Source organism: Paenibacillus sp. Soil724D2 (genome assembly GCF_001427935.1).
Classification (GTDB): domain Bacteria; phylum Bacillota; class Bacilli; order Paenibacillales; family NBRC-103111; genus Paenibacillus_E.
The window spans coordinates 221630-248572 of the sequence record NZ_LMRY01000012.1 but is presented as its reverse complement, the minus strand read 5'-3'; the positions used below and the strand labels follow the sequence as shown (position 1 = coordinate 248572).

The 26943-nt window shown below is 41.0% G+C and carries 21 protein-coding genes; 4 read left to right on the top strand and 17 right to left on the bottom strand.

Going from position 1 to position 26943, the window contains the following annotated elements; genetic code table 11:
* Positions 1 to 82: 82 nt before the first annotated feature.
* The 3 genes from ASG85_RS14230 to ASG85_RS14220 form a co-directional block, all read right to left on the bottom strand.
* The gene (locus ASG85_RS14230; RefSeq protein ID WP_060646570.1) at positions 83 to 754 is read right to left on the bottom strand and encodes a hypothetical protein; all 672 of its coding nucleotides are present in this window, start codon (positions 752 to 754) and stop codon (positions 83 to 85) included.
* A 174-nt stretch (positions 755 to 928) separates the two neighbouring features.
* Complete coding sequence (locus ASG85_RS14225; RefSeq protein WP_060646569.1) at positions 929 to 1954, bottom strand: hypothetical protein; 1026 nt, start codon at positions 1952 to 1954, stop codon at positions 929 to 931.
* Between the two features lie 154 nt (positions 1955 to 2108).
* Positions 2109 to 2648: a hypothetical protein gene (locus ASG85_RS14220; protein ID WP_060646568.1), complete on the bottom strand. Its 540-nt coding sequence runs from the start codon at positions 2646 to 2648 to the stop codon at positions 2109 to 2111.
* Positions 2649 to 2854: 206 nt separating this feature from the next.
* On the opposite strand from ASG85_RS14220, the gene ASG85_RS14215 reads away from it, so the two are divergent.
* Both ASG85_RS14215 and ASG85_RS14210 read left to right on the top strand, forming a co-directional pair.
* Positions 2855 to 3265 (top strand): YolD-like family protein, encoded by a 411-nt coding sequence (locus ASG85_RS14215; protein ID WP_060646567.1) that lies wholly within the window; start codon positions 2855 to 2857, stop codon positions 3263 to 3265.
* Positions 3266 to 3363: 98 nt separating this feature from the next.
* Positions 3364 to 3561 carry a hypothetical protein gene (locus ASG85_RS14210; protein WP_060646566.1) on the top strand — a complete coding sequence of 66 codons (198 nt, stop codon included), beginning with the start codon at positions 3364 to 3366 and terminating at the stop codon, positions 3559 to 3561.
* 367 nt (positions 3562 to 3928) lie between these two features.
* On the opposite strand, the gene ASG85_RS14205 is transcribed toward ASG85_RS14210, so the two are convergent.
* The 7 genes from ASG85_RS14205 to ASG85_RS14175 form a co-directional block, all read right to left on the bottom strand.
* A complete protein-coding gene (locus ASG85_RS14205; protein ID WP_060646565.1) occupies positions 3929 to 4390 on the bottom strand; it encodes a Mov34/MPN/PAD-1 family protein in 462 nt (153 codons plus the stop codon).
* The gene (locus tag ASG85_RS14200; protein WP_060646564.1) at positions 4390 to 6168 is read right to left on the bottom strand and encodes a ThiF family adenylyltransferase; all 1779 of its coding nucleotides are present in this window, start codon (positions 6166 to 6168) and stop codon (positions 4390 to 4392) included. The genes ASG85_RS14205 and ASG85_RS14200 overlap by 1 nt, the downstream gene beginning before the upstream one ends.
* The gene (locus ASG85_RS14195) at positions 6152 to 7129 is read right to left on the bottom strand and encodes a CBASS cGAMP synthase (RefSeq protein WP_060646563.1); all 978 of its coding nucleotides are present in this window, start codon (positions 7127 to 7129) and stop codon (positions 6152 to 6154) included. Before ASG85_RS14195 ends, ASG85_RS14200 begins: the two co-directional genes overlap by 17 nt.
* Complete coding sequence (locus ASG85_RS14190; protein WP_060646562.1) at positions 7130 to 8128, bottom strand: CBASS cGAMP-activated phospholipase; 999 nt, start codon at positions 8126 to 8128, stop codon at positions 7130 to 7132.
* A gap of 78 nt (positions 8129 to 8206) precedes the next feature.
* Positions 8207 to 8623: a hypothetical protein gene (locus ASG85_RS14185; protein ID WP_060646561.1), complete on the bottom strand. Its 417-nt coding sequence runs from the start codon at positions 8621 to 8623 to the stop codon at positions 8207 to 8209.
* An 87-nt stretch (positions 8624 to 8710) separates the two neighbouring features.
* Complete coding sequence (locus ASG85_RS14180) at positions 8711 to 9256, bottom strand: hypothetical protein (RefSeq protein WP_060646560.1); 546 nt, start codon at positions 9254 to 9256, stop codon at positions 8711 to 8713.
* Positions 9257 to 9322: 66 nt separating this feature from the next.
* The gene (locus tag ASG85_RS14175) at positions 9323 to 10204 is read right to left on the bottom strand and encodes an STAS domain-containing protein (protein WP_060646559.1); all 882 of its coding nucleotides are present in this window, start codon (positions 10202 to 10204) and stop codon (positions 9323 to 9325) included.
* 170 nt (positions 10205 to 10374) lie between these two features.
* On the opposite strand from ASG85_RS14175, the gene ASG85_RS14170 reads away from it, so the two are divergent.
* Complete coding sequence (locus tag ASG85_RS14170) at positions 10375 to 10662, top strand: hypothetical protein (RefSeq protein ID WP_060646558.1); 288 nt, start codon at positions 10375 to 10377, stop codon at positions 10660 to 10662.
* 212 nt (positions 10663 to 10874) lie between these two features.
* Complete coding sequence (locus ASG85_RS14165; RefSeq protein WP_060646557.1) at positions 10875 to 11135, top strand: hypothetical protein; 261 nt, start codon at positions 10875 to 10877, stop codon at positions 11133 to 11135.
* A 422-nt stretch (positions 11136 to 11557) separates the two neighbouring features.
* Here ASG85_RS14165 and ASG85_RS14160 read toward each other — a convergent pair whose 3' ends face one another.
* The 7 genes from ASG85_RS14160 to ASG85_RS14130 form a co-directional block, all read right to left on the bottom strand.
* On the bottom strand, positions 11558 to 14347 hold the full coding sequence (locus tag ASG85_RS14160; RefSeq protein WP_060646556.1) for an ATP-dependent helicase: 2790 nt from the start codon (positions 14345 to 14347) through the stop codon (positions 11558 to 11560).
* Positions 14348 to 14820: 473 nt separating this feature from the next.
* Positions 14821 to 18162, bottom strand: coding sequence for a DEAD/DEAH box helicase family protein (locus ASG85_RS14155; protein ID WP_060646555.1), 3342 nt, complete (start codon positions 18160 to 18162; stop codon positions 14821 to 14823).
* The gene (locus tag ASG85_RS14150) at positions 18146 to 19291 is read right to left on the bottom strand and encodes a restriction endonuclease subunit S (protein WP_060646554.1); all 1146 of its coding nucleotides are present in this window, start codon (positions 19289 to 19291) and stop codon (positions 18146 to 18148) included. Before ASG85_RS14150 ends, ASG85_RS14155 begins: the two co-directional genes overlap by 17 nt.
* Positions 19288 to 20784, bottom strand: a complete 1497-nt coding sequence (locus ASG85_RS14145; RefSeq protein WP_060646553.1) for a type I restriction-modification system subunit M — start codon at positions 20782 to 20784, stop codon at positions 19288 to 19290. Before ASG85_RS14145 ends, ASG85_RS14150 begins: the two co-directional genes overlap by 4 nt.
* A 115-nt stretch (positions 20785 to 20899) precedes the next feature.
* A complete protein-coding gene (locus tag ASG85_RS14140; RefSeq protein WP_060646552.1) occupies positions 20900 to 22867 on the bottom strand; it encodes an N-6 DNA methylase in 1968 nt (655 codons plus the stop codon).
* A 79-nt stretch (positions 22868 to 22946) separates the two neighbouring features.
* Entirely contained in the window at positions 22947 to 23372 is a 426-nt protein-coding gene (locus tag ASG85_RS14135) for a hypothetical protein (RefSeq protein WP_060646551.1), read from the bottom strand.
* Positions 23373 to 24264: 892 nt separating this feature from the next.
* Positions 24265 to 26895: an adenosylcobalamin-dependent ribonucleoside-diphosphate reductase gene (locus tag ASG85_RS14130; protein ID WP_060646550.1), complete on the bottom strand. Its 2631-nt coding sequence runs from the start codon at positions 26893 to 26895 to the stop codon at positions 24265 to 24267.
* Between the last annotated feature and the right edge of the window lie 48 nt (positions 26896 to 26943).

The window sequence follows — 26943 nt, the reverse complement described above, 5'->3', positions numbered from 1 at the left end:
ACAACTCTGCATCGACTACAGCTTGGCAGAATTTTTTGCGATCTCTCTTTTCGCCTAGATTTATCAGTATAGATAGTTCCATCTAATTCACCTGGCTTCTATAAATTTTTTGAAACCGCTTGCGGCAATGCTGATGAACCATCTCGATGTTTGCATCTTTGCCTGAACCGTGTGGAATCATCGCAATAAAACGTTCTTGGTTGCTTAGTACGGCATTACGGCAAACCGGGCAGTTAATCGGAACGCCGAGGTCTTCTATTTCCTTGAACCTCACGGTGGCGGCTGCGATTAATTGATCCATCGATCCGTTGCTGATCGCCTTTTGGCTCCTCATCACTACTTTATATTCACCATTGATCTTATCGAATTCAAGCATGTTCAGGTGGCGGTCCAGCCCTTTCTGATACGACAACACTTCATCTTCCGAGTTCAGAAAGGCGCTCGCGGTCACTTCGATTTCACCTTGGTCATTGAGCATCAAATCGCCGCTCACCGGATCATCCATACAAGAAGGGTGCGCCGCAAAAAAAACGAGCTGCGGGTCTAAGATCATGTCCAGTGTGCTTCGGATCCCCATTTTGAACTTGTCTCCGATAATGATTCTACACCGTGGGCATCTGAGGTTATAGTTCTTGAGAACATCTTTATAGTGTTTTTCTGCCTTCGCTAAAACGGTGAGAAATGCGCCTTCAGAAATCTTTTTTGTAGTTGGATCAACCAAAATATCTACGGTAATTACAAATGTATTTTCCAAGCATACCCCTCCGTTTGGTTAGATAAAAGTACACTAAATACCCTATGCGCCTGTACAGCGAAAAAGAAGCCGCTTCCGATATCGCGGCAACCTCCCTTTATAGTTTATTGAGCTAAAGTTTTCCATTAGCTTTGCTTGTGTGCTATTTGGTTTTTATTAAACAGCCAGTTCAGTCTACTTCATGATTCCAGAATGACTGCCCCAATACTTCATCATCATTTGGTTTGGCTTTGTGGTCTTGTAGTGTTTGGCAAACCGATCCTGGTAAGCATAATCAATATAATGCTTTAGATCCTCGAAATGATGAACTAGAAACATATTGATATGCACCTCCTTGATAGCTTTTAGGTTCTTTTTAATATTATTAGGGAATTGCTGATTTACCTGCCCTTGAAGAATCGTTGCGTCTTCGGGACGAACCAAATGCAGAATATAGGTGCCATTCGCGAATTTCGATATCGAAAAGAACTTAACGGTCTTCAATTGGTCCGGTTTAATAAGCACGTAGCCAAAACAATCCGATATGTCCTCATTACAATGCACTCGGTCCAAGGATTTTAGATATTGGTGAGCTCTATCTAACGTATGCAGTACGTAAGGGTGGTTCATAAAATGTGCGTAGATATATGCCTCTGATTTCACTCTGGAGTAGCCGGCGTTTTCTAACATTAATATAAACTGGTCCAGAAGAAACATGGTTAGAGTATCAAAAGAATGGGCTTCACGCACCTTCTTGAAGAATTCATGCATCTCTTCCCATGACCGTTGTAGGGGCGAGCGAATCGTTTCACCAACTGCAAATCGCTTTTCATGATCCTTGAGCTGCTGCAAGTTTAAATGAGCAGCACCAGCAACCTTAGCTTCAATTAGGAGTATGACATTATTTAAGCGTATCATCGCATCGGGGATAGTGTCTTTTTCTACAGCCGAAAGTATCTTTTCCTTCGTGGAGCGACCTTGAAGACTGGTAATTCCAACAACACAACCAATGCCGGCTCGAATTGCTAGATCGCTTCCTATTTGCATCTGATACCCCTTTGTAGGATTGTCTGAATCTTCGAGTTCCTGAATCCCCATATACTCTCGTATGAACATACCCGTCAATGAGACGTCTGAAAAGCGAAACAAGTCTAAGAGACTCTTAGTCAAATTGTTTTCTTTCTCCGTGTATTTATCGAATATCGAGAGTCCTTTATTCATACATGACACAACCTTACGTTTAGTGGGGATGGAAATATTTCATCATAACTTAAGTGCAGATGTATTATATAGAAATGCTCATTAGCTGAGAGAAAGGCTAATTAGCGGCAACCCTTTCGATGTTGAACCTATAGTTCTCGTTTATGGAATAAAATTATGCCAAGCGATTAGCTTTTAATAAGTGTAACTTTTCTGGTGGGATGCTTTTGATTAAATCACCACCATTTAAGTCGATAGCTTCCCACTCCGAATATAAGACAAAATCATTTGTTACAGGAATAATCTCGCTCCAGTCAAAGCTATTCAATTGATAAGCAACTTCAAATCTAACTTGTTGACAATCCTCCCATGTTTTATCCCAACTTTCTTCCTCCGTTAATTCCATAAATCGTTGTTGTTTGTCGGCAAATGAAGGTATAACTTGTTCCAACCCGATCTGATAATTAGCCGGCATTTCCGCAGAATTCCACAAGTATCCTAATCTATCATATTCATTGAGCTCTTCTTTAATCATTTTGTCCCGATAGGATCTGATACCTAGCGTAATTAAACCAAGGACGGGTTCATTGTCAGACCCGAAGAGGGAGATGTAACAAACTTCGTCTGAATCACGTAGTTTTATTTCTTTTACTGCATTTTTAATCTCTTTGAGCATATCTTGCTTTATTTCATTAAGAAGCGATTCTTTTAACATTCTGACACCCCTTAGAAATAATCTTTATTTGATAATTCCTCATAATTCTTCATTATCCTGCCTTTTACTTGAACAGCAAAAAGAGGAGTATGGAATAATTAAATCTAAAGTCCATTTATCCTCAAACTCAAAAAATTCACTTGCGTATTCATTACGTACTCGTTATATAATACAAACAAACGTTCTTAAATGGAGTGTGAGTATTAATGGGTAAGAAACTTCAAGCGAACGGCATCTGGGAATCTTCTCGTTTCATTGGACCTGAATTTAAAGAATCTATCCGACTTCAGCAACGCGAACTTAAACGGCTTCCACGCACTAATCTTGACCTTCAAGAAGTTCAGCTTATATCTGGATTGTTGAGCCAATCTCAAATGTACAATAAATTTATTCAGCTCACTTTATATGGTGAGTATCAAACGCGCACTTTAACCGGCATTGTGAATGGAAGCCAACGAGATAGCTTTCGATTGGATTCTGTCGATCCATTTAACGGAAATGAGGATTCTGAATGGATTTATTATCAGGATATAATAAAAGCGGAATTAAGCAAAGAATGGACTGAAGATGAAATGATTGACCCATGGATTGGGAACATTCGTTCTGGTTATGAGTGAATTAGCAGTTATTTATCTTCCAATAATGAAAATACTGTAAATCATTACCTATTTATGTGATAATGGTTCATGTCATTTTTTATTAAAGGAGATAATTCATGTTAAAACAACGGCAACTCAACGTGCATGCAGACTTTGAACGTATGCGGGTATTTCAACAGCCAATTTCAATCTTTTTCCAAGGTGAGCTTATTGGCGAGAATGTAATTATTCAATCTCATGATGATGAATACGTATTAGGTACGAATGGTGAACGCTTTGTTAAGGGGAATTGTCAGTTTTTTAATAAAAGATGAGTCGAAGAACACAAATGAAGAAAAAGGTCAATTTGCTAAGCAAATTGACCCTTTTCTTCATAAACTTAACAACTGCAACAAACTTTTTCTTGTTTTATAAACAGCGAGTACAAATTAAAGCGAAAGTTTGTTTTTTTACATAAACCACTCTGATAAAAATATTGTTCCATCTCTTTAGCCTTTGCTTCCGCCAACTTTTCCAGAGCATATTCATTTAACATTCAAATCACACCTTCAAAAATCAATTCTACAGGACTGTTCAAACGCAACCCTAGTTAAACAAAGGAACGCTGAATCAATTTTGATTGATCCAGCGTTCCTTTGTTTAACTGCTAACTTTTGCACACTTTTTTTAGATACTAAAATTTTATTTCCCCATAAGTTGTTCAAGATTCTTACCTTTATGTTGTGATCCTATATAATAACCACTAATGCCAACTATGACCAAGAACAAATAATCATTTTCCATTTTTGTATCAATTAACATGTTGGTAAGCAACTTTTTGTCAACAGTTGACGGTGTTGGTATAGCCTCTGGGTGAGTATGCCACTCTCCTAGATAGGTGATTTCTCCATTAGATTCTTCCCAGGCTCTATTTACAATCATTTGCGCTTTTTGAACGTTTCGCTCGAAAAAGTATCTACCTGATTTATCTGCAGATGAAGGTGTACTAATATTTTCGATAACAATTTTCTCATTTTTATATATTCTGCCTAGTAAAATACCACCGGCTTCATTTTGGAGACGTCCTACTTGTCGGTACGAGTAAAATACTTTCAAAACTTCTGGATTAAATATCAACAATCTATCACCAAATTTGTACTCCATCACCTTCTGACTTCAACACCTTTAAAAATACTCAGAGGATATCTACGCACAGAATAGTTTTCTGCGACAGCCCATCTTCCGGCAATTTTCCTCCCGCACGAACGTTGTAATTTCAAATCACCTAACCATGTAAAGAGCATGTTTTCAGATATTCTTCCAGATTCTATCTCATGAATTAAAATTGTTAAATCAGAAATAAACCTTTTTACTTCATTCACTCCGTATGGTACATATGAGCTTTGGCAACCAGCTTCACGTTTTGAATATTGTCCTGGATTTTCAAGAACGCTTTGGATGAATCGGTGATGCTCATCAAACAAATCCCGTAAGCTTCCTTCATTTTGAGGATCCACGTAAACAGCGTGAGCTCCAGCTAAATATGGTTCAACCCATACATACAGTAATGGCTTATCAATCAATCCATCTTTTTGCAGTTGGTCAAGTCGCAATTCAGTTGGTAAGTGACCAACCGCCACAATAGAAAAATCGCAACGGTTCAACAGTGTTTCATAATCACATAAAGCTTTCAACACATCATTGTTATTAATTGTAATTTCACTATGTGGTAAATGAGAAGTGATCATTTTACTTACGGCATCAACTTTATATTTCCCTACTTCTTTGGCGCCGCAAAGGTGACGTGCAATATTCTCAAAAGTTAGTTTTTCCTTATCCACCAATAGCAATTTATGAATACCCATATCAACCAGAGACCTTGCTAGATGGCTTCCAATTGAACCACAACCAATTACGCCAACTCTTCGGCTAGTTGAAATACTTCCATCGCCGCCGCGTGTAAACAATCTTACCCGATCCACTCGGGTCAAATGATATTTATTCACCTTTAGGTCCTTAAAATCACGCTGTAACTCAAGTAATGCATTTTCTTTACCCGGTCGAAAACCTTTGAGCGTCTTTTGAACCTTTCCTTTTCCTTTAAAAGCACTAGATTTAAATTTTAATGCCTTCGGATGCTCCCAAGATCCAATAATCTGCCCTTCTCCATTTGGAATAGAAAAAATAACTGTAGAGGGTCTACCATTTGCATTGAGGAAATCTAACAGCGGTTTTACAGCATTCGGACTATATTTTCTTAGACATTTGAGCAATTCACCATTTGATTTTGGAAATGGGGGAATACCTATAGATTGAAGTGGAATAAATAGCGCCTTTTTTGTCCCTTGTTCTATTTTAGCACCAGCTTGTAGTAGCCACTTCACCCCTTCATTCCTTGAATCAGCAGCAAGTATTGTTTGTTCCCAATTTGGATGTTTGAACGTTATAAGGTCAATTTTCTTCGGTTCATGCGTAAGGTGAATTAGTGAAAGTATATTTCTTTCCGCTTCTTGCTCCCAATAGGATTCAAATTCGTCGTAGTAATCATCAGGGTTTTCTCCCAGTAGCCCATCATTTATTAATAAATATGCCTTTCTAATAACCTCGTCGATAACCCCTTCAGGATTATTCATGTTTGGGTGAGCAACATTGCTATCAAACGTGCATAGTACCTTGCTTTTTGATAGGTGTGGCATTGGGTATAATCTGGAAAAGTGCGGTTCAGGGACGAGTACCGTCGGAAAATCGTCAGGAAAATTAAAAGGTAGTGCTAATATGATTTCATACTGCTCATGATTCTTTACTTTAAATGTGTATGGGAACAACTCTTTATCAAGCCCAAAAGGACTTACCTTAACCGCTTGGTAATTGTCAGTAAGATAGAGTGCTGCAGACTGCAGCACTCCCTCGTAGTAGCCCTCTAGATTACGCAGATCTTCCATGGTTACCTAGTACAGGTGGTGCAGAGGATTTGATTACAGTATTTGTTTCCGACCGTGAATCTTCTGTAGACTCGTATTCCGGGAAGCGGTCCCCGAAAATCTCAATCCACTTTTCTGAAGCTGTAGTTTTTTCTTGAGTTTCTAACGCCACTCCTGCTTTTTGAATAAGCTTTTCCAACTTATTCAAAAAGTTATCCCTTCTTGTGACTGACCAATCTGCCATTAGTTCTTCATTTGGGAATACCGGTCTAAGAAGCGAGAAAGACGCCGTTAGCTCTTCATGAATAGCTTTTGCAGTTGCCGATAGCGCCGCATCATCATCGTCTGGGTGATCAGAAACAAAATGATTAGCTGCTAAAATGCTCAAAAACATTCCGCTTGGGAGTTTTGTTTCACCTTCATTAAAATCTTTCCACGCCTTCAAATAACGCACTAGGCGTTTTAATTGGCTCCCTTTTGCCTTAACCTCATTATTAAACCACTTAGTCAATTCTTTTGGATCACTGTCGATCCAGCCCTTTGATTTATGTGCTAGTTTAGGGTGTTCATCTTTTTTCTTCACATAAATCGGAAGGTCTACATGATATTCTGCTTTATAGATAATACGTACACAAGTGGTCTTGTCCAGCGGATCCGTGTCTGTATGCCCCTCGGTCGCTTTAATAATCCAGTTATGTACTTCAGATGGAGTTGCCCAATCTTCTTCATCCGTTTCCTTCAAATGCTCCAAATATACTCCATCATCAACGTCATACTCGCCATCCAATGGAACAATAGTTGTATTCATCATATAAGAGCCTTGACCGTAAAACTTAGGTTCTGAAACCCCAAGTTCATCTTTGAAATACTTTCTAATTTTGGTGCGAATAGCATTGCGGGATGTACGCAAACTTTCTTTTTTGTCCGAGCTCAGGTAAATTTTTTCATGAAAAGTAGTAAATAAATCATTGCAATTTGCCATTTAAGCAATCTCCTCTTTAATTGTATTAGTAAACATTGCCTTGACTTCTTGATTTGCAACCCATTCGTTGCTAGCTTCTAATCCTTTATTATTTAAAATCGATATTGATTTAGGAGAAGCAAGATCAAGATGAACATGTTTTTTTTCTTTCGGTGAAAGCTCCATACTTGGAATCCTGATGTAATCTCCACCAAAATGTGAACGTAGGTACTCAATATGATGATGTACCGCTCCACTCTGCGAATCAATCATCAAGGATATTAGATCATCTTTCCAACCTACAAACGATTTCCGTTTGAAGACTTTATCTGGGTTTGGAAATTTAATGCGCTCATGTAAAGTTGAAATAGATAACAAACTAAAATTAGAGTATCTGGCGTCATTCTTATAAAATCTTAGGTATTCTTGAATACCCAACAGAGATGGATTGTTAGCTACTAAACCACCATCTACAAATTGTTCGACACCTTTATTGGTCTGCAATTGCACAATCGGGAAATAAGTCGGTGCAGCAGACGTAGCAAGCGCTACTTCAGTAAGCAGTCGTTTTTTATCCCGAGTTAATAGCGGATTATGGTCGGATTTGAATACATATGGCTCTCCAGTCGTTATGTTAACGGAAGGTATAAGGACATTGGTTTTACAATCCTCGATTCTCATATCACCAAAAACATTAGTAAGTGCGCTACGAAGATCTTTATCCGAATATTTCGATATAATTCCGATTTGTTTCAACCAATGTAATTTCCGCATCCATTTTCTTTTATATGGAAATATCTTGGGTCCAGCTTCTTTGTAAAAACGTACTATTTCAGAAGCTGGTACTCCTGCGGCTAAAGCTAATGCGATAATCCCCCCAGTGGAAGTACCACATATTAGATCGAAATGTTTATGAATTGATCCATATTCTTCTTCCATTTTTTGAAGAATAATTGCCGAATACAACCCTTTAATTCCGCCACCATCAATCGAAAGAATTTTATATCTTGCTATATCCATTAAATATTGTGACCTCCCGAATTTACCTCAGTATCTTTAATTGCTAAATAGCATAATTTCTTTTATTAAATTGCTATATTACTTATCACTTATTGTTGTTCTCCATAGGAGAGTGACAAAATTCAGGTTATGGTCTTTCACATCAACTTCACGTTCCGAATTACTTCCAATCTGAAGAATTAGACCTGGAGCGGTTACAGCGATATCAAAAGTGTCACCGACCTTAACATGTTTATAATTACTTAACTCAATAACTTTTTTTTGTGTAGTGTAAGTTTTTTTGTCCAAGGGAAATTTATGCTCATCCCACTCTAAAGTAGCTTTATTATCAGTAATTCCGATAACTTTTGCTTTATACTCTGTCGTAACTTTCGAACCAAAAACTGCATTTATTGCAGCACTTCCCATTGGGATAATAAGCCAAATGGTAATGCATAAAAGAATTATCGGAAGAGCGATAAACTTAAGAATACCTCTATTCATAGCAAAATCCATTTCTATTCACCTCCTTTCATAAAATCTCCTTCATCTTCTTTTTCTCCTTCACTCAACGAGATGAATCAGAGCGAAAAAAAATTTAGTTTAGATAATTGAGTTATATATATACTGCTTGCCGCCAGTTGGAGCTATTTGCTCTTCTCTACTGACAATTCCTAAATTCACAAGTGTTTTCAAACGGTTATTACAACTTGTAACAGCAATTTTTAATGAATCTGCTAAAGTGGGGGTATCAACCTGTCCAAGTGCAATAACTTTACTTAATGTTTGTAGTAATGTCTCACTGTATCTGCCAATCATTTTCCATGATCCATCTTGTAATAGAACCAAACTGCACAATTCCGCTTTATCTAATGCTGCGTCAATGTTCTCTTCAACAAAGTTGCTTAACCCGGATACGAGCAAGTGCCTGCCTTTTAATTCTCCTGATAATCTTAATATCAATACAGATACAATTTCACTTGCACAAGAGAAATCTATACGTGTGACACCATTAAAATTCAGTTGCAAAACATTGTGTCTTTGGTTTAAGAAAGATTCAATTATATCATCGCGGATTGATTTGCCTTGTTCTCTACCCCATAGCTGTTCTCCATACCGTTCAGACATTACTATTTCAAATCTATCCATTGTAATTCTCCTTCATCTACTTCTGTGAAGCTGTAATATAATTATATTTTATCTTGTATAGGCTTGTCAACTTCGAATATAAAACCCAATATTTGTTCCCGCCACGAGTGGGATATCATTTTCTACTTTCTTCTGTTTGTCTTGTGTAATGTTCAAACCAAATATTCCCGAATGCGAATGGATAAATAGTATTGCACTTCTCTTTTGTGCTGCTTTGTATAGTCTCGACAAACCATTTCCGCGTGTTATATCGTCTTGAAATCTTGAAATCCCTTTGAGTATTACTTCGCGGATTACACGAGAATCTTCCATACCATTCATATCGTTAACGCCGGCATCAACCAAACTTTGGCGTATGCCTATCCCAGAATCACCAATAGCCCACGACAAAAAAGGTTCTCCTTTTTTATTAGTATACGACTGTATGCAGAGTACCCCAGGTTGTGGAGTATTACTATGTTGAACAACATTTTGAACCATTTCGGAGATAAAGATAGCGATACTATTTTTGTCTTCTTCGGAAAAACTGTTACTCTCCATCCAACCCTCTACTTCTGCGTTAATCGGTTGTATGTCTTTTTCAGAATTAAAAAACCTTAGTACCCCCATATTTTGATTACGTTTAAAATAATCTCTAATATTTTTACGTTTTTGCACAGTTATGAAATGGTCCTGTGGAATTATTCTTGCAAATCCCGCTCTCTCCATGTACGCCCCAGCATCACCTTCTGGCAAAACAATATTAGTACAAACACCATAAGTATTAAACATATGCCGACATAAACCCAAAATAGTAACCATTCCAAAAGGATCAACAAAAGTAACTTCACTCAAGTCCAATATCATTGATTTTGTCCTAGTTATTGCTTCAATTTTCGTTTTAATACTCTCACAAACCTGTTGGAAATTATGAAAGGAATATTTATCTGTCAATTTAACTAAATTCATATGACCCTCCGTCAGGAATATTCTGTAATTTTTAGTATAGCAGGGCTAAGCATAGTATAAAAGACCTAATTGATTACAAACTACTAGACTACTCTTTTCTTCTAATAACCTTTAACAACATAAAATTTTTACTTATTGGAAATAAAGTTAGTACGAAGGAGGAGAAGTAATTGGACAAATTAGAAAAGATATGTAAACTCTCACGCCACACTATCTATTCACAAATCCTACAGTTAGGCAAAAAAGTAGAAAAACGAGGCGCAAAGTTTGAAAATATCCACAGGTATCACTTCCAAATCACTTATTTTGATCAAGTAGTGGATATTAAATTGAACCTTTATGACATCGAATTTTTTGTTTTGCTAAATAGTAATGTAAAAAAAGCCACCACTACAATTCACGATATTGAAAAGTGGCTAAACGCTCATTTATTCAGAGATGATTCCGTAATTTCATAGGTAAATTAAAGTTCCTGCAAGAAATGTATACCTTACGCGAGACTTTTATCCTAGGTTAAGTGACAACTCCAACAATTCGACGACGATGAAAAAGTCGATTTCCATTAATGTAACCGATCAGCATATTTTTTTTGCTGCTTTGTGTATAATTTTTCCTCAAAATGGAAATGCTGATATCATCAGCATTTCCATTTTGAGAGGGGTTTTTGGTTTTGAAGAAATATCCACGTTGGTTCATGGAAGCTAAGTCTGGTTGGAATGAAAAGCAGTTGGAAAATTATTACTTTGAGATTATATCAAATGTTGATTTTGATAAATCATTAAAGGTTCTGGAACTTGACATTCAATCAATAGAAGCACGTATTAAAAGACTCGAAAGCTTCGGCAACAGCAGCCAAGATGATTTATTGTTTGCAAAAAAGCTTCTCAGAAGAAAAAAATCACTACGATTGAAAAAGTTATATGAGTTCTAACTTTAAGTAGTGAAAAATAAAGGCAGCGAGCCCTGTTTCATAGGGGATCGCTGCCTTTATTTTTTATTACCTGCATAATGGTTTGTCATGTATTCTACGCAGTAAGATATCAATTAGCTAATTTATTTAAATAAAGATTACCTTTAAACGTAACTTACGATGCAATAAGATCTGATCTCTCATTTTCTCTCTTTGGCGTCTGCTTTTAAATTTCAATCCTTTTATCCTAACTCTGTTTCGTTTATTAATTAAGATCGAGATAATTTTAGTTTGCTATATTCTTCAAGTCCCCTGATTACCATTACCAAGTCCTTCAAATTTTTCCCAAACACTTTACCTTGACCTATTCATCACCGGTGCAGGGCATAAAGATAAGAAGGAAGCCCATTATAACGGGCTTCCTTCTTATCTTTTCCTGCATACTAAATGGCAACTGGAGAAATTTCGTATTCGCGCTTTTTCTCCCGAGATAAGCACAGATAATTTAAGTAGCAGGAGGTACATTTGTTTTTTTCACACACTTTTTCAAGACGGTTATTTCGTATTTCACCTGCGGCATGTAAAATTATGTCCTTGGTTGCGGCAAGATCATCTTGTAAAATGCGTTTTCTGTTTGGCTCCTGATTATCCAAATTGTACACTTCAATAAAGTCAGCATTTTCTCCAGTTAATTCCTTATATCCTAATGCGTATATTTTTAATTGCTCTACGCCTACATCCTCGCTAAGTGAACGTATTTCAGTCTTAAAATCGACGATATATGTCTGTTCATTATCGTCAACTTCCTTTCGTTTCACAAGGTCAATTCGACCAGTGACGCGGACTCCCTCTCCAATAGCGATTTCAATTTCTTTTTCAACGAATACAATGCGGTCAAAGTCTTTGCCATTTTTCCCTATATATTCACTAATGGTCTTCTCTGCTTTTTGCCTCATATTAATCTTCATTTGTTCGTTCGCGTAGGGAAGATGGAAGTGCCGACTTAATATTTTTTCAAGCACCTGTCCACCAAGATCTTCTTTAGCCGCTGCCCGTTTGTGGATTTCATAGATCATGTTATGCACACTTTTACCATATCCCATCGCAGGTTCGATGGGCTGAACGAACCCATAGAAGAAAGACAGTTTGAATCTGTATGAGCAATTGTAAAAATCTTTGAGCACCGAAAAATTAAGAACTATAGGTAAATCTTTTGCTCCATTCCAGGAAAGCTTAGGTCTTATCCTATAATCTTTTTGAACATGATCATCATATTCGAAAATATACCCTGAGTGTTTGGATTCCACCAAAAATGGAGAAACAATACTATTTTTCCCCTTGTAAATTTCTTTATATTTTGCGCGTGTTAAAAATAAAAATTTTTTTGAACGAGTCGCGGCTACATAAAAAAGTCTTCGTTCACTTTCAAGGTCTCCGCTTGAATAACGATTTTCATTTCTCACAAGCCCAAAAGGGATAAAGTGCCACATTGAAAGTCCCCCTATTTTTTGAGCAGGGAAAATGTTTTTGCAAAGCCCTGGAATAAATACAGCTCCAAATTCCAGTCCCTTGGATTGATGAATTGTCATGATTCTAACCGCGTCAGGCTGAATGTAAGCATTTTGTAGATGCCCCTCTGGGTAATAACCGCCAGCTGTGTGTTCTAAAAATTTACAAAAGTATTTCAGCTTATTTTCAGCAACTGTTCGATAGTAAATGGTTTCGAAATCGTGGATGGCTTGACTGAACTTACCAAGATTGTACAATATTATTTCTAAACGATTTTCGTTGACGCCTTCAACCTCTTTAAGCTCCAAAAGATCTAGGAACTCCTGATAGATCTTTTGGATAATGTACTCGTGATAGAACTTAAAATTCTCAGGCTTCCAATATTCGAGCCGTGTAATAGCTCTTTCAATGTTTTGCGATTCAAGAGGATAATCGATAGAAAGCCATGCCTGTATAACTTCTTGCTTGCTTACTCTGTTGCCAATGTGTTTCTTATTGAAACCATTTAAATAATCGAATGTGGCTTTTATCGCTCCGATTTCTTCAGTTTCAAATAATTCGTTGACACCTTCAATGACAAAAGGAATTTGATTCCTTTGCAACGTACGCATGATTCCTTTGCCTAGTTTTTTTACCCTCAATAGAACAGCTATTTCTGAAAAGGGAAGACCCATTTCATGTAAATCTAAAATACGATCAGCTATAAACTGATACTCTTCCTCTTCTTCTTCGAACTCTTTATAAACCATATCCCCCTTTTCGTATTGTTTATCGCTCTGGGGGATCATTTGTTTCTCTTTTCGTTCTTGGTTGTTTTGGATTACACCGTGCGATAACTCAACGATACCTTTGCTGGAGCGAAAATTGTCCATCAAATAAGCCACATTTTGAACATTGTAGCGTTTATCGAAGGTTAAGATATTGTCGATATCGCTTCCCCTCCATTGATATAAGGTTTGATCGTCATCTCCAACGACGCAGATATTTGTACCCGCGCTGTGGAAAATTTGGAGGAGCTTTTCCTGAATCGGATTGGTGTCTTGATATTCGTCGATCGTGAGATATCTTACCCTTTGAGTTGCTTTGTCAAAAAAATCTTTATCATTTTTCAGAAGTTTTAACGTCTCATTCATAATCATCGTAAAATCAAAATACGCGTGTTCATGCATGAGTGTTTCATACTCTACTAGGGCTTGTTGCAAATGAGGTGGTAAGGCGCTTTCTAATTCACTTTCACGAAGAACGCTCAGGAGCCCCATATACTTATCTGTGTCAATATAAATACGCATAGGAGTCTCTCCTGCACCTAAGCCATTACGCACCTTGATCACAAGGGGCATCCCACTTTTTTCATAGTTTTTATCGATAAAAATTTTGTTTTTTATAGTATCTAGAACACTATACTTTTGATATGTAACCACGTATTCCTGTAATAATTGTAAACAAAATCCGTGAAACGTACCCGCATATAGTTCCGACATTCCTTGAATGTCGCCTATTTGTTCTTGAGCAAGACGAAGAATACGAGATTTAATTTCTTCTCCTGCTTTATCGGTAAAGGTGATTGCCACCAAATTTCCCGGTTTTATGTGAGGTTTTTGTTTTAAAATATTGATCGCTCGTTGGGCGACCACAGCCGTTTTTCCACTTCCAGCTCCGGCTATGATTTGCAAATTTTCTTCGATCACTGAAATTGCTTTTCTTTGTTCAACCGTATATTCCATAGAACACTCCTTTTCTAGCGCTAATGTAGTTAAAATCACGCAAAAATTCGCCAAAATTAAAAGTATAGGATCAACCTAACCTAATACCTTGAAAGCGGCAACAATACTTAACAAAATAAATCAATTGACTAGTCAAATCTCAAACGAAGTCGGTCTCCTTTATGTTATATTGTACCTATTAGGTTTTGAGAATGTTGTCGAAGTTAAGTGTCGTGTTAAAACTTACATGCAATAGCATAAAAATAGGGAAATGCCACATCCGCATCCCCCTAAAACTACCGAGTGGCAGCGCCGGTCAATATATATTACTCGTCTAGTTAAGTTTTTCCCCGTCTCGTTGCTAGTAAACTTCCATATCGTACGTGTAATTGTAAAGACACGTCCATCGAGAGAAAATTAAAAAAAGAGCTCGGCAGCTAGGTACACCTGCCAGGCTCATTTTTTTAGGTCAACACACGACAAGGTTCATCAATCTACCCCGTCTTGATCTTCGCGGTCTCGTCAATTGAGTTTACGATTTTCACGATACTATCCACAATCTTCTCTTCGAAGAGTCCAAAAACGCCGTCCTTGTGCATTCGGACAAATGGTTCCTGTAGTAACTTCGCTGGCTCCAGTACGCCGTTTTCGCAAAGATAATCGATGATCATATGGATAAACGTAATCTGGTTTGCGTTTAAATCGGTCTTTTGAAGCAATTCGGCGAACAGTTCTAGTGCCGCTTCCCGTTCTAACCCGAGCAGGCTACGTACAAACAGTCCAAACGAACTTTCGCTGCCTGAAACGAACAGCTCATTAAACTGTTCTTTTGTTCCGGGTTTTTCTACTTCGAGCACTGCGGTAAACGCTTCAATATCCAGCATCGTAATCGGTTTGTTCCGCCGGAGACGCTGGATCGCGACGTGATCCTGGTGCTGACGGACGAACTGGCTGATGTATTCCCGATAATCCGTGAAATCAGCAGAGACCGGTAAGTCTTCTTCAAAGGAAATATTGCCAAGCTGATCCTGAAAATCGGTATGAACGATATCCTTTTCTTCATGATCCAGCAGCCGAATGAGTTCACGGATAATTTTGCGGATTTCATGTAGCTCAATGGCTGACGTACGCTCGAAGAAATGCAGGTCACGAATGGCTCTAAGCATGTCGACGTGCTGAGTCACTTGTTGAACATTTTTCTTGAGAAGACGCTCGGCAATACTCTGCAGTTTTTTCTGCTTGGATGACAGCTGATGAACCGCTACTCCAAGGCGACCACGTTGCAGCTGCACATGTAACAAGTCGACTCTTTTTTTGTCCTCCGGCTCCTCATCATACATCAGCGGCGCCATCGTCTTGGTTAAATCCAGCACCGCACGATCATCGAGGAACTCCCACTGGGCTGAATCGCGATATCGCAGCAGAACCGGCAAATGAGGGCGAACCGCGAAGTAGTGCTCATCGATATGCGCTAGCTGGCTGACAAGTCCTGAAACCAGTTCCTTGCGCAGGTCTTGATAATCGTTACCCGCCATCTGAAGATCCTGAACCAGCAGCACGCGCTCTCGAAATAATTGTTCTGTCAGCGGGATCTGACCCGAAGGCGGATCCGCGGGATTGCCGAGGTCTTTAAATGCATCGACGTTTCCGCATACGTCAAAAAGAAGCGCATGCGTTTTATGAAATCCAGGACCAAACAGATCTTCGCGGAGCCGTGTACCTCGACCAATCATCTGCCAAAACTTTGAGAGTGAAAATACCGGCTTGAACAAAACCAAGTTCACAACTTCAGGCACGTCGATACCGGTATCAAGCATGTCAACAGACACCGCAATATGCGGATTGCCTTCTGGGTTTTTGAAATCCTTGATCAGTCCTTTTGCTCCCTTTACGCCATCAGAGATTTCGAGTGCAAATTTGCCGCGGTACTGCGGATTCAGTTCATCGAATACTTCGACAATGAGTTTCGCATGTTTTTGGTTGCGAGCAAAAATAATGGTTTTTCCGAGTCGATCGCCTCCGGCAACCTTAATGCCGTGCTTGAATAGACCTTCTAGGACCTTTCGGATCGTATCCCGGTTGTACAGGAATTGATTGATATCACTAGCTGCAATTTTCTTCTTACCTTTGGCAAGTGGTGTCACGTTCGCTTCATAATCAGCTCGCTCTTCCGCCGTCAGCTGATCCGGGTCGATGCCATCCCGTGTAAACTTGGTTGGCATTTTCACTGGTTTTACCGGCACCAGGTTCTTATCCCCAATCGCCTTTTCATATTCGTAGGCGAACGTCGGAACGCCTGGCGGCATCTGGAAAAACTGATAGGTGTCATGGTCGACATCGGATTTCGGCGTTGCCGTGAGTCCCAGCAAAATCGAATCAAAATATTGGAAGAGCAGGCGGAACTTCGAGTAGATCGAGCGGTGTGCCTCATCGATGATGATCAAATCAAAGAATCCGGTGCTGAATTTCGGTGTAACGCCAGGACGGATCAAATTGAGCAGCGTTTTGTAGGTCGAAAAATAGAGCCGCGCGGAGTCATCTTCTTTATCTTCGAGAAGATTACAGGTGGTCACCGTCGGCAGGTGTTTTTTAAACTCTCCGCATGCCTGGTCTACGAGTTCGATACGATCGGCGAGAAATAATGCGTTTCGGACCCACCCGGCGCTTTTGAGAAAATCAACAAGCGCGATAGCTGTCCGCGTTTTTCCGGTGCCGGTCGCCATTACCAGCAGCGCTTTCCGGTGACCTTTACCGTAACGTTCAGACACTCGTTTGATGGCTTCGATCTGATAGGATCGCCCAGCAATCGCTGGATTTACCTTGAAGTCGCGCGTATCTTTGCGTTCGGTCCGTTTCTGGATAGCCCATTCCAAATCCGCCTTAGAATAAAACGAAGCCACGCGACGCGGCGGATAAAATGCTTCATCCCACATCCACGTCTCATACCCGTTCGTATAGAATACAATCGGACGCTGTCCGTACCGGTCCTCAAGCGATTTCGCATACCCTACCGCTTGGTTTTTGCCCGTTTCTGCGCTCACCGTTGTTTTTTTTGCTTCGATCACAGCAAGCGGCAGGTTCGCGTCAGACCACAGCACATAATCGCAGTAACCGAGACCGGAATGGTTTGGCATGCCGGCAACTTCATACTCACGTACGTTTTCACCGTGCGGATCCCATTCGGCTTCGCGGAGCATCACATCAATAATGAGCTGCCTTGTTCTTGCTTCGTTTTCCGGCGTCATAGTGATCGGCGGCTTTTGTTTCCGCGGTATTTGCGCGAGCTGTTTACGGAGCTCGGTATTTTCTGCTTCAAGCTTCTGGATGCGCTCTTCCTGCTTTTCAAGTTTACCTTCGAGGATCCGTAGCTGCTCGATCGATTCGGTGCTTGCCGCGACGGCGGTTGGAATCAGTTCGGACTTGAAGGCAAGACCTTCGAGTGGCGCATCCCAATAATAGTCCTGCAGCCAATTCAGGAAGGTGAACAGATGCTCGAAGATGATCGAGGATTCACTTTTGGAAAGCGGCGAGTCGTCATGCACCGCGAGATTGCCAACTCTAATAATGAGCTTGATCGGCTGGAACAGACCAACCGCTATCGTTTCCTGAAACGATGCCGTATGTATGAGGTCGCTCAGCGTAGGCTTTTCTTTGTCGGGGTACTCTAGGTATCCGTCGGTCGCATACATCCACCGAACAGCCCTCTCGAGGGCTGCCCGGCAGTAGAAAAGCGACGTACGGGGATTTGAATAGACGTTTTTTTCCGCTTCGGATGCGTAGTCATGAAGTGTTTGCCACTGCGGAAAATTGTTGAGAAAATCAACATTTAGCGGCATAGATCTCACCTTCCGATTGAAGTTGAAGCTGTCCGGAAAACGCTTGATGTAGGAGGGATTGGAAGTTTTCCTCGAGCATTCTTAGTTGCTGTTCCATTAGTTTTTTCTGAGCATCAATCTCTGTAACGATGCTAGAAAACCTTTTTTGTAAATCTAGAGGAATATCGTAAATTTCCTCTTTATGAATTATATTTCTATTAAGTGTAGGGACACCAGTACCATTAAAAAAACGGTCCAGTTTAAACATTCTCAATAAATATGTTAGATAAATGATGTCATTTCCATACGATTCTTTTGAAAAAAGAGTTGTATTTAATGCCCAAAAATCATTTAAAGTATAATAAACATTTCCTATCGAACCAGACCTGCCCGTTATCAGCCCTCCGCCTTTAATTTTACTTTCCGAATGGTAACCAAGGATTCCATTCGAACCCCAAACCTCAATTGTACCAGAAGCATCTCTTTCTGAAACGGGAAGGTCAAATCCCCTTTGGAGTAATACTACATTCTCCAAATAAGTGGTCTTCCATCCTTTAGGATTCGTCAATGGATCTCCAAACATATCCAAGAAAATTGATTGGATCAACTCATCGAGCTTCGCGATCACTTCTTTTCTCCTCTGGATGAGCTCGTTGGCTTCATTGAGGGCAGCAACTATTTTGTTTTGGATGTCAAGTGAAGGCAGCATAAGGATCTTGTTTTTTAGAAAATTTGTGGGAACGCGTTTTTGCCCCGCACTTCCAGTCATATTTAATTCTGCTTCTTTGCGAAAACTCTTTTGTCCAATGTAAAAATAGATGAACTCTGGCAATACTTGTTCTTTAGCTCGCAGGACATGAAATTCCGTAGAACCAAAACCAACCCCATTTTCAAGACCTCTTGCAATAGCTCGTTTTCCATTCTCCATACAAGGAGTTATCTTAGCTAACAAGACATCGTATTCAGAAAAACTTGTTAGACCCTTTGTAACTTCTGATAATTTACTTGTGTTACTCTGAATAATCTTACCTTCCTCAGAAATGAACGACATGGGTAAAACCGATACGATAGAATCTTCATTCAATTTACTAATGTCTGTCCTCGGATTTATTTCAGCAATATCTTCAAGCTTAACTTTTCTCCAAATCACCCCAACATCGCCTCCAGTCTGCGCACGCCTTCCGCTATTTCCTCCTCGAGTTCCGCAATATCCTGCAGGATCTGTTTCGGTGGTACATAGCTCACTTCTTCGTGAATCTGCTCCTTGTAGCGGTTGATGCTAAGATCATATTTTTTTTCACGGATCTCTTCTACATTTACAAAGAACGACTGCTCGGTACGGGCTCTTTCCTTTTCTGCCTCTCTATTATGAAAACGTGTAATGATATCGGGAATGTTGTTCTCTTCGTGTTTATCCAGATTCAGCTCGCGCCGGTGGTCATCGAGTGAGTATCCGTCTGCGGTCATGTCGTAGAACCACACTTGATCCGTGCCGCCGATGCTGGTTTTTTGGAAAATCATGATCGCCGTAGATACCCCAGCGTAGGGCTTGAAGACGCCGGATGGCATGGAAATGATCGCCTCAAGCTTATGATTATCGATGATTTCCTTGCGGATTCCAACGTGTGCACCAGACGAACCGAAAATAACACCGTCTGGTACAACAACGGCACAGCGACCGCCATTTTTAAGTAATCGAAGCATCAGCGCAAGGAACAAAATCTCTGTTTTCTTCGTTTTGACCTTGGCGAGAAGGTTCGGAGCAACCTGACTTTCATCAAGCGAGCCTTTAAATGGCGGATTCGCGAGAACGAGCGTGTAGGCTTCCTTTTCCAAGTTGTCCTTGGAAAGTGAGTCCTTATATACCATGTTTGGATCATCAATGCCGTGAAGCATTAGGTTCATGCTCGCAATTCGGAGCATCGTTTGATCAGTGTCGAAACCATAGAACATCGATTTTTTGAAGTGCTCTGCAAGCGTTTCGTTTCCGGCTTTGACGAACAATTCGTTCTTGTAATGCTCACTTACATACTCCGCAGCAGCAACGGGGAAGCCAGCTGTGCCAGCTGCCGGGTCCACGATTTTATCCCCCAGCGTTGGTTGCATGAGTTCCACCATCATACGGATAATGTGTCGCGGCGTACGGAACTGACCATTTGTGCCTGACGTTGAAAGTTTTGACAGGAGGTACTCATAGAGGTCCCCCATTGTATCCTTGTTTTTTTCCGACATCTCGGATAAGAGATTATCAATCGACGTGACGACCCGCTGAAGTAACTGAGTAGTCGGGATGATAAAAACCGCATTCTCCAGATGCTTCGCAAACTTGGATCCTTCACCACCGATTTTCTTCATGTGAGAGAACGCACCATCTCTAACGATGGAAAACATTTTATCGGCATCCGGTTTATTTTTAAAGTTCGACCAACGCAGATCAGCATCGGCATCCGAGAATACTGGGTTCTCAAGCTTTTTGCCCATCATGCGTGCCATTTTCTCCAACTTGGTCTGCTGCTCGTCAAGTTGCTTCATGAAGAGAAGATACGTGATTTGCTCGATTACTGAGAGGGGATTAGTAACCCCACCTGTCCAAAATAGTTCCCACAGCGCATCCACTTTATTTCGAAATTCACCTGTTAGCATAGATTTAAACCCTCCATTTAGATAAGATTATAGTTTCGTTACGGACTGCACTTTGTCCTCTAACACGGGAAGTAGATTCAACTATTTTCCAGTGCGCCCCAAAAGGGGACTTCCATTAATCCACGATCCGGAATGTTCCGGCAATGCCCATCTTGCTATACGTTTCGAGGTATGCTTCGTTCCGGCGCTTGGTAGCGGCTGTAATCGTCTCCTCCTGTTCCAGATCGGCATCTTGGATAGCTTTGCCTATGGACCGCTGGTCATCTAGAGGAAGCAGTGGAATCTCGATATTACCAACGTCCTTATTGCTTAGAGACACATTGATGGTTCCAGTCTGGAGCGCTTCGAGATAAAATTGACCTAACGGACTATCAAGAAACGCTTTGACATAGAGTGGATCAACTCGCTGTGAAAGAACCCGAATCCGAAGGAAGTTCTGGGAAAAAGCGAGCGGCTTATCATAAATAACGAGATCATCTGGTACGGTCACTATTTTAATTGAAGTGCCGCGGCTAGATAATAGGATATCTCCAGACTCGAGTTCGTACTGCTTAGCCTTCTTCAAATCCAATTTTATGCCTGCCAATTCTTCGGGGACAATTCTTCCGTCCTGGACATTACTAAGATTAACAAGAAGGTGTGAAGCATCTTCCCCTTCCGTTTCCTTCGGAGGAACAAATCCCCTTGTGATTTCCGCCACTTCACTCAAACGGACTCTTTGGATTTCCAGTCGCTCGTATTGAGACCGGTCAATTTCCACGGTACCGAATTTAGTGGACACTTCAATTCGTTCAAAGTACCTTAACGGTGTCAAACTCCATTCGTTTTCTGCAAGTTCTTCGATGTTTACAAACTTACTGTAGTTCTCCTCCACCTTCTTGTTCCGATAGACATCCACAATTTTCACGATATCACTCTCACGGAGGTCATTACGGCTCCGGGAAATTTTTTCGAAGCCTTCATCTGCCTTAATGAAGAACACTTGATTTCGCAGTGAGTCGTCTTTCTTCTTATTTAGGATCAGTATGGCAACAGGAATACCGGTTCCGACAAATAAATTACCGGGAAGCGCAATAACAGCTTCAATCATGTTAGCTTTGATCAGTTCCCCACGGATTTTGGCATCTGCAGCCCCCCTGAATAAGACGCCGTGCGGCACAACGATTGCTGCTTTACCTTCTTCTCGAAGTGATGCCAGCGTATGAAGCACGAACGCCATATCCCCGTGTGACCTGCTTGGAAGACCATAACGAAAACGACCGTAGACATCCTTTTCCGCCACTTCGTATCCCCAGTTACTTAAACCAAACGGGGGATTCATTGCGATCGCATCAAATTGCATCAATGACCCGTTCTCCAGCCATGCTGGATCTGTGATGGTGTTACCTCTTTGCACATCAGCATCGTGAGGGTATAAACCATGAAAGATAAGATTGATAATTCCAAGCGACCACGTCTCATGATGAATTTCTTGACCAAATAGTCGCAAGTTTCCACCTTTACTTTTGGCGTATCGGTACAATTCGACCAAAAAGTCATTGATTCCGGATACCCCGTCATATACTGTTCCTCTCGTTACATCAACCAGCTGCGGAAGAAGTCGGCTGATCCCCGGAGGGGAGCTTACTTCCCCCCCACGAACTCCTTCACGATCAATCGCCAGTGCGAATAACCGTTCCGCGAAGAGTGCAACCGTACCAGAGAGTGGATCCGGGTCGTTCTGATCTTTCAACGCAAAGGAGTATCGATCCAGATATTCTGCAGCCTTAAATAAGCTTACGTGATCGATTACCTTGGAGAAGTCATAGACTTCGAACACACCTTGAAGACTGGTATTCTCAAACTCAAGAGCCTGAAAAGCTCGGGATAACGTACGACCAAAATCGATGCCATGCTTCATCACTTGGTTCCAATGTGCCTCAGGAGGAACCTGGAATCCAAGTTCCGGATTTTCAGACAAAAACTTTAACGCGGCGGTTGAAAATACAAAATTCCGGACTGCTGTAGAATCACCCATACCTCGAAGGATATCAAACACGGTCCAGAGATCTTTGTCAGCATTATTTGTAATTGGAAACCTCATTTATTTTCACCATCCCCAGTATTCTTGTTTATTCATTATAATTCATATAATGTGTACTTGTCACACACTTTTCCATCGTTTAAAAAAACCATTCATTCCGATTGCTGACCTTCTTAACCTTAATCTCATACACATCCAAGCGGTCAAATACCGGGCGCGCTTCTTCTCGGAGCATGCTCCACTCAGGCGGTATCGCTTCTAAATCAAGGTCAAAGTCCAAGCGGGTCGCGTTTTGCAATTTCTTTTGAACTATTGGAAGAGTTGGGCATTCGGTGAAGAAGCTAGGGTAAAAAGCTAAGCAGGCGTCCAGAACAGCATCGGGAAGATCTGGACCTTCAGGGATGATTACTTTAATACGACCGATCGGCTTCACATGAGCGCTAATGACTCTGGACTGATACCATTGTCGATCCGAGTTACCTTCTAAGATCTGCAGCACCTCCATTTTCTCCTGTCTGCACCACTCAACAGGTAACCCTTTGGGGAGTCCTCCAATTACATACATCCTGTAGTCTTCCATTTCGCATACGTCCTTTCATTTATGGTATACCACATTGTTCCAGCGGCTGTGATTTGATTATATACCTAACAAGGCTTGTTGTAAATAGTAAACTTTTAATTATTAAAATGTGAACTTACAGTACACAAAATAAACCGAGTCAGTATTTTTTATAAAGGCTTAAGTCTTTAAACATCAATCGAATAAATCGCTTAAAAATGCACTAATACCACGTCGAGTTCCGGCGGGCTTCAGATGCCAACTTTATTTTTCACGAACACCTATCATTAAGTGGAATTAATAAATGATAAGGAAGTTAAAAATGTACAATTAATTGAACCTATGACACAAAAAGACTGCAAAACATTTTAGCTTTGCAGTCTTTTGTCTTATTAATCCTTCAACTTTCTTGAAAATTTAATGCAAACCTTTTCCAATTTCCGAAAATTTTCATCAGCACTATGCAAACTTTCAGCTTTAAATTTAAAATTTTGCAGACTCTAGAATTTCTAGGGGGTTCCAATATTTGAGAACACATGTTCTACTTTATAGGTTTTTCCAATCTATATTAAATCAACCCACTTCTTGTACGGGTTTGCGAGCTTTTTACTTTCAATCTTTATTCCCGTTTTTCAAAACTACATGAAGGATTACAATGTCTCATTATATATGAAATATTATATCTCAACCTTTTTGAAACGATTTCGCGGGGAAAATATGATGAAAATGAGGCTGTCTCAATATTTATGAAACAGCCCTTGATATTATAGGTATTTGCTTAGATTTTTGTCTCAGCCGTTTTGACTGCTATATCAATCTGCTCGACGGTCGACACCAATCACCGACATTTCAAGCTACAGCTCACAAAAAAAACCAGGGCTTCCGCCCTGGCTCAATCCTAAGAACACCTGCTGTACCCGCAGTTGACGCAATTCTTACACCCTTCGCTGTTCACCAGCGAAGCGGATCCACACGACGGGCACAGGTCCTTCGGCGCAGCACTAGCCGCGCTACTTCCATGACCCGTGTGCCCCGCGGCCACTACCGGTGCAGGTGCTGGCGCATCCAGCACTTCACTCGTCGCGGTCACGTAGTTCCGCGCGTCGTCTTGCTCGTTCATCACTTCGTCGTGCTGCTCGAGCGCTTTCGCAACCGCGTCCGCGATGGACTCGACGCGGTTGTTGCCGAAGCCAATGGCGCCAGAGCCGCCAATGCCTTTCAAGTGCTTCACGAGCAGCTTCACTTTATCGCCGTGATCGCCATAACGCAGGAACAAGGAGCACACGCGACCGAGTGCTTCGGACATTGCGAACACGTCGGAGCCTGCTTTTCCTACGTTGAGGAAGATTTCACTCGGCGTACCGTTCATATCATTAATCGTGATATACGCCATCCCGAATGGTGTATTCACTTTATACGTTGCACCTCGTAGAATTTGCGGGCGGCGTTTGTATTGTTTATCGAATACTTGCTCCGTCTTCGCATCCACATCTACAGCTAGTTTGCCTGATAGATTAGTAAAGCTCTCTTCTTCTTTCACAGCTTCCGCGGCAACAGCCACTGGAGCCGCCTCTGCTTTCTTCTCTTCTTTTTTCTCCGCGCTTGTACTCAATACTTGCACATCACGGCTGCCATCACGGTAGATGGTTACACCCTTACAACCTAGATCAAAAGCCAATTCATACAAGCGTTTCGTCTCTTCCACGGTGAAATCTGCCGGACAATTCGCTGTTTTGGAGATCGAGCTGTCTACCCATGTTTGAATCGCAGCTTGCGCCCGGATATGATCTTCCGCAGTCAATGTCATGGAGGTTACGAAGTAATCCGGCAGCTCTTGACCCGGATTCGCATCTGTCCACTCCTGTGCGATCGGCACATACTGTTTATCAAACCCAAGACGGCTTTGTCGGTAATATTCAAAAGCAAAGTATGGCTCAATGCCTGTCGATGTACCCACCATTGTCCCCGTACTTCCAGTAGGCGCTTGGGTAATTACGGTTACATTGCGCATGCCATTCTGCTTAATCGCTTCGCCAACTTCAGGGAATACTTTCGTCATGTTTTTCATAAAGCCGCTCTCGAGGAACTTATCTTCAATAAATTCTTTGAAAGACCCTTTTTCACCAGCAATTTCAGCCGATGCCAGATAAGCTTCCCTAGCCATAAAGCCATAGATTTTGTCCAAAAACACCAAGGATTCCGGACTTCCGTACCGAATTTTCAATTTAATCATCAGTTCAGCAAGGCCCATAGTACCTAAACCTACGCGGCGCTCGCCTTGTTGATTCGTACGATTTTCTTCAAAATGATAGGGTGTCTTATCGATAACATTATCAAGAAAGCGAGTCGAATAACGGACCACTTTGGCCAAATCTGCCCAATCCACGTCGTGCTTCTCCACGTCATAAAACTTAGATAGATTAATAGCAGATAAGTTGCAAACACCCCAAGCCGGAAGCCCCTGTTCCCCGCATGGATTCGTACAAATAATCGGATTGAAGTACCAACTGTTGGACATTTGGTTGTAGTATTCCAAGAATACAACACCTGGCTCAGCTGACTTCCAAGCAGACTCAATGATTGTATGCCAAACATCACGTGCTCTTACAGTGCGATAAGGCTTGACGGATTTACCAAGCTTTTTCCAAGCATCTAAGTTGCCATCCCATTTATCGTTATAATCAGGGTCCGTCGTATCCGGGAAAACAAGCTCCCACTCGAGATCTTCCTTAACGGCTTTCATAAATGCATTGCTTACACAAACGGATAAATTTGCATTCGTGATTTGACCCATCGTTGACTTAACAGTGATGAAATCCTCAAGATCAGGGTGCCAGTCGTTAATCATGAGCATAAGTGCTCCGCGACGGCTGCCGCCTTGTTCAATTAAGCCTGTTGTATAGCTGAACAAACCACCCCAAGAAACAGCGCCGCTGGATGATCCATTAACACCTTTCACAACAGATCGGCGTGGGCGAAGGGAAGAAAGATTGATACCAACTCCACCGCCGCGTGACATAATTTCTGTCATTTCCGAGAGTGTGCTCATAATTCCGCCTCGGCTATCGTGTGGAGACGGGATGACATAGCAGTTAAATAGGGTCAGTTCATCACTTGCATCAGCACCAGCAGCAATACGTCCGCCTGGTACAAGCTTCCAATCATCAAGAATATATCTGAATTTATCAGTCCATTCTTTGCGTTTCTCAGGGGTTGCCTCTACCGATGCCATTGCACCTGCCAAACGGTCCCACATTTCTTCTGGTGTCTTCTCAATATTTAAAGTGAGCTTTTCCACTGCGGATTCAACAGTCTCACCACTTCTTGTCTTTACTTTGACGGTATTGCCATTTCGACTGATAATTTCGCCAACTTCTTTGGCTGGGAATTTAGGGTCATCCTTCGTTAAAACGAGTACGGTATCGCCCACCTTGGCCAAACTCGTATCCGCATTTTTGAGTGCATAACGATCCAAAAATATTTTCTCGCTTAATCCATCCAGCTTCTTATTAGACTGTACAATCCCCATCCATAATTCCCTCCCAATAAGCTACATACTCAGCTACAACTAAAATTA

Excerpts from the sequence above, each read along its gene's own strand:
- ASG85_RS14225 (WP_060646569.1), bottom strand. The coding sequence starts at position 1,954 with ATGAATAAAGGACTCTCGATATTCGATAAATACACGGAGAAAGAAAAC.
- ASG85_RS14220 (WP_060646568.1), bottom strand. The coding sequence starts at position 2,648 with ATGTTAAAAGAATCGCTTCTTAATGAAATAAAGCAAGATATGCTCAAA.
- ASG85_RS14215 (WP_060646567.1), top strand. The coding sequence starts at position 2,855 with ATGGGTAAGAAACTTCAAGCGAACGGCATCTGGGAATCTTCTCGTTTC.
- ASG85_RS14210 (WP_060646566.1), top strand. The coding sequence starts at position 3,364 with ATGTTAAAACAACGGCAACTCAACGTGCATGCAGACTTTGAACGTATG.
- ASG85_RS14205 (WP_060646565.1), bottom strand. The coding sequence starts at position 4,390 with ATGGAGTACAAATTTGGTGATAGATTGTTGATATTTAATCCAGAAGTT.
- ASG85_RS14200 (WP_060646564.1), bottom strand. The coding sequence starts at position 6,168 with ATGGAAGATCTGCGTAATCTAGAGGGCTACTACGAGGGAGTGCTGCAG.
- ASG85_RS14195 (WP_060646563.1), bottom strand. The coding sequence starts at position 7,129 with ATGGCAAATTGCAATGATTTATTTACTACTTTTCATGAAAAAATTTAC.
- ASG85_RS14190 (WP_060646562.1), bottom strand. The coding sequence starts at position 8,128 with ATGGATATAGCAAGATATAAAATTCTTTCGATTGATGGTGGCGGAATT.
- ASG85_RS14185 (WP_060646561.1), bottom strand. The coding sequence starts at position 8,623 with ATGGATTTTGCTATGAATAGAGGTATTCTTAAGTTTATCGCTCTTCCG.
- ASG85_RS14180 (WP_060646560.1), bottom strand. The coding sequence starts at position 9,256 with ATGGATAGATTTGAAATAGTAATGTCTGAACGGTATGGAGAACAGCTA.
- ASG85_RS14175 (WP_060646559.1), bottom strand. The coding sequence starts at position 10,204 with ATGAATTTAGTTAAATTGACAGATAAATATTCCTTTCATAATTTCCAA.
- ASG85_RS14160 (WP_060646556.1), bottom strand. The coding sequence starts at position 14,347 with ATGGAATATACGGTTGAACAAAGAAAAGCAATTTCAGTGATCGAAGAA.
- ASG85_RS14155 (WP_060646555.1), bottom strand. The coding sequence starts at position 18,162 with ATGCCGCTAAATGTTGATTTTCTCAACAATTTTCCGCAGTGGCAAACA.
- ASG85_RS14145 (WP_060646553.1), bottom strand. The coding sequence starts at position 20,784 with ATGCTAACAGGTGAATTTCGAAATAAAGTGGATGCGCTGTGGGAACTA.
- ASG85_RS14140 (WP_060646552.1), bottom strand. The coding sequence starts at position 22,867 with ATGAGGTTTCCAATTACAAATAATGCTGACAAAGATCTCTGGACCGTG.
- ASG85_RS14135 (WP_060646551.1), bottom strand. The coding sequence starts at position 23,372 with ATGTATGTAATTGGAGGACTCCCCAAAGGGTTACCTGTTGAGTGGTGC.
- ASG85_RS14130 (WP_060646550.1), bottom strand. The coding sequence starts at position 26,895 with ATGGGGATTGTACAGTCTAATAAGAAGCTGGATGGATTAAGCGAGAAA.